At 40.0% G+C, this 3,181-nt stretch carries 7 protein-coding genes; all 7 read left to right on the top strand.

From position 1 onward, the window contains the following. On the top strand, nucleotides 1–317 hold a 317-nt coding region (locus LBH98_09960), incomplete at its 5' end, for a formylglycine-generating enzyme family protein (protein MDR0305071.1). Nucleotides 318–530: 213 nt separating this feature from the next. Next, nucleotides 531–755 (top strand): hypothetical protein, encoded by a 225-nt coding sequence (locus LBH98_09965; protein ID MDR0305072.1) that lies wholly within the window; start codon nucleotides 531–533, stop codon nucleotides 753–755. After that, complete coding sequence (locus LBH98_09970) at nucleotides 748–1,002, top strand: Txe/YoeB family addiction module toxin (GenBank protein ID MDR0305073.1); 255 nt, start codon at nucleotides 748–750, stop codon at nucleotides 1,000–1,002. The genes LBH98_09965 and LBH98_09970 overlap by 8 nt, the downstream gene beginning before the upstream one ends. Before the next feature lie 8 nt (nucleotides 1,003–1,010). Continuing rightward, nucleotides 1,011–1,550, top strand: coding sequence for an HRDC domain-containing protein (locus LBH98_09975; protein ID MDR0305074.1), 540 nt, complete (start codon nucleotides 1,011–1,013; stop codon nucleotides 1,548–1,550). Beyond that, on the top strand, nucleotides 1,525–2,532 hold the full coding sequence (locus LBH98_09980; GenBank protein MDR0305075.1) for an RNA-directed DNA polymerase: 1,008 nt from the start codon (nucleotides 1,525–1,527) through the stop codon (nucleotides 2,530–2,532). The genes LBH98_09975 and LBH98_09980 overlap by 26 nt, the downstream gene beginning before the upstream one ends. After that, complete coding sequence (locus LBH98_09985; GenBank protein ID MDR0305076.1) at nucleotides 2,468–2,677, top strand: SUMF1/EgtB/PvdO family nonheme iron enzyme; 210 nt, start codon at nucleotides 2,468–2,470, stop codon at nucleotides 2,675–2,677. The genes LBH98_09980 and LBH98_09985 overlap by 65 nt, the downstream gene beginning before the upstream one ends. A gap of 226 nt (nucleotides 2,678–2,903) precedes the next feature. After that, nucleotides 2,904–3,181: hypothetical protein (locus tag LBH98_09990; protein ID MDR0305077.1), on the top strand; the 278-nt coding region annotated here is incomplete at its 3' end.

Consider the following 3,181-nt stretch of genomic DNA (forward strand, 5'->3'; position numbering starts at 1 on the left):
ATATCGGCGATGTTGCCTGGTATGATAAAAACAGTGGCGGTAAAACACGTCCGGTAGGTACAAGAGCGCCTAACGAACTTGGCATATACGATATGAGCGGTAATGTGTACGAGTGGTGCGGTGATTGGTATGGCGGTTATCCTGCTAATGCTGTAACAAATCCAGTGGAACCGGCATCTGGCTCTTACCGCGTTATTCGCGGCGGCAGTTGGTCCTACCATTCGCAGTATTGCCGTGTTGCCTTTCGCAACGACTTTACGCCGTCCGACAGCAACGGCAATTTGGGCTTCCGCGTCGCCTTCAGTTCATCTCATTAGCGCCGCAGGCATAGACGCTTTGAGTTGAAGAAGAGAGAAAAAAAGAAAAATCGTTTCGCCGTAAAGGAATTTGACCTGCGTTAGCGGGCAAAGGAAAGGCGGCGAAACTTCTCTTTCTCTTCGCGCCCATAGGGCGCGGCTTTTATGAGGCGGCAAATATTATATTGTGTGTAATGTATTTCTTTTATGGGAAGCAATTTTGTGGAGGATAAAATGGTTATTACGAAAGAATTTATTTCGGAGATGGAAAGTTTGCCCGAGGAACATTCGGAAACAGTTCGGCAATTTGTGTATTTTTTGAAATATCGCAACTTAATAACACAAGACGATACGCAGTATTTGTCTTCGATTCCAAAAATGCTTGACAGCATTAAAGAAGGTATAAATACTCCGTTATCCGAATGTAAGAATCTTGAGGCGGTTTGGTTTGATGTATGATATTAAACTCACAAAACAGGCGGAAAAAGACGCTCAAAAAATAGAGGCGGCCGGACTAAAACCTAAAGTTGTCGAATTATTGAACATTATAAAAAACAATCCGTTTCAATTACCGCCTCCATATGAAAAGTTAAGAGGATTTTCTTCGGTCTATTCGAGAAGGATAAGTATTAAGCATCGACTGATTTACGAAGTTTGCGAAAGTAATGCTTTGAAAATTATACGAATGTGGACGCATTACGAATAAGGGAAAACATGCAGATTAAATTATTTACGATTTCCGCTTCGGACAGCGGAACGTTACAAGAAGAGTTAAATCATTTTTTATCCAATCGCAGAATATTGGAAGTCGAACAGAAATTTTGCGAAAACGATCGTGGCGGCGTCTGGAGTTTTTGCGTTAGGTATTTGGGTGAAAACGAAAGGGTAAAACTTCCGGCAGTTCAGCAAAATTTCGTAAAAAAGGAAAAACCCGATTACAAAGAGATTCTTAACGAACAACAATATAATTCGTTTTTGCAGTTTAAAGCCGCCCGTAAAGAAATTTCTGCTTTGGACGGCGTTTTACCTTACAACGTTTTTACGGACGCGGAATTGGTCGAAATAGTTCGTTTGGACGTAAAAGACGAAAAGAACGTATCCAAAATAAACGGAATAGGCGAAAAACGGGCTCAAAAGTATTGGAAAAAAGTACTTGAAAAGACAATAGAAACCGCCGCCAAAAGAAAAGAAGAAGAAAAAGATAAACCGAACGAAGAGGCGAAACCTAATGAAACGAGCGGGTTGTTTAATTGATAAAATCGCCGATTTGAACAATTTGTATCTGGCGTTTTATAAAGCCAAACGAGGTAAAGAATTTTCAAAAGACGCTATATCTTTCAAAAAGAATCTTGATGAAAATATAAAGAAAATCCAATCTCAAATATTGTGCGGGAAGGCGGATGTCGGCGATTATCGTTATTTCAAAGTTTACGACCCGAAAGAGCGGACGATTTGTGCGGCAAGTTTTCGCGAACGTGTTTTGCACCACGCTATAATAAATATCTGCGGACAGTATTTTGAAAATTACCAAATAGAAGACAGTTACGCCACGCGAATAGGTAAAGGACAATACGCCGCGTTGGAGAGAGCGAAAAGATTTACGAACAGATACAAATATTTCTGTAAAATGGACTGCAGAAAATATTTTGACAGTATTCCGCACGATAATTTGTCTAAAAAATTGTCGCATATTTTTAAGGATAAGAGATTATTGTCGATTTTTGACGATATAATAAATTCTTATTCGACAAGTCAAAACAGAGGATTGCCGATAGGAAACTTAACGAGCCAGTATTTTGCCAATTTTTATTTGGCGTTCGCCGACAGATTCGCCAAACAAACTCTGAGAGTCGGCGGTTTTGTTCGTTATATGGACGATGTCGTAATTTGGCATGACGATAAGGACGAATTATTACAAATAGTAAAAAAGTTCGGCGTATTTTTAGAAGAGAATTTATTTTTACAACAAAAGCCGATAACACTTAACAGAAGCGAATGCGGACTTTCGTTTTTGGGGTATGTTTTGTTTCCGAATTTGGTGCGTCTTAACAAATCAAGCAAGAAACGATTTTTGAAAAAAAGTGAAGATTACGGTATAAAATTTCAGAGAGGGGAGTGGTCGCAGGAAGAGTACGCCGCACATACTGTACCTCTTTTTGCATTCGCTGAATTTGCTGACAGTTTGGAATTTAGAAAGAAGGTTTTACAAAAACGGATGCACGCCGAACGGCTCTAACCGCGTAAATCGCGGCGGCAGTTGGAACAACAATTCGCAGAATTGCCGTGTTGCCAATCGCAACAACAATACGCCGTCCAACAGCAACAACAATTTGGGCTTCCGCGTCGCCTTCAACTCAAAGCGTCTATGCCAAAGCGGATAAGACGAGATGAATAGGCGTGTATTCGAACCGGGTAACCGGTTGAATAGAAAGGCGAATTATTTTTGCCGAAAGCATATTTCGGTTAGTAGAGTTTGAATTCTCGAAAGCCGAGTGTGTTTTTTTGATAAATGGAACATAGAGAGATTTGCGCTCCGTTTTTTTGTTTTGTGCGCAGATAGTATTTTATATGTAATATGTTTAATTTATTAAATTCGGGAGATAATAGATGGAACAGTGGGAAAGAGAATTATCGGAAATTCGCGCTATTATGGCTGATAACGCCAAAAAGATGGCGGAAACCTTTGAGGGCTTTGCGAAATTAGAGAAGCTGCATGAAGAGAACGCGAAAGGTTTTGCCGAACTGAGAGAGCGGCAAAAGAGAACTGATGAACAAATGAAGAAAACCGATAAGAAATTAGACCGGCTTGACGAAATAGTGAACGGGGTAAACAATAATATCGGTTATCATGCGGAGCAGTATTTTCAAAACGTATTCAAAAAGAA

The sequence above is a fragment of the Chitinispirillales bacterium genome, assembly GCA_031254455.1.
GTDB lineage: Bacteria > Fibrobacterota > Chitinivibrionia > Chitinivibrionales > Chitinivibrionaceae > WRFX01.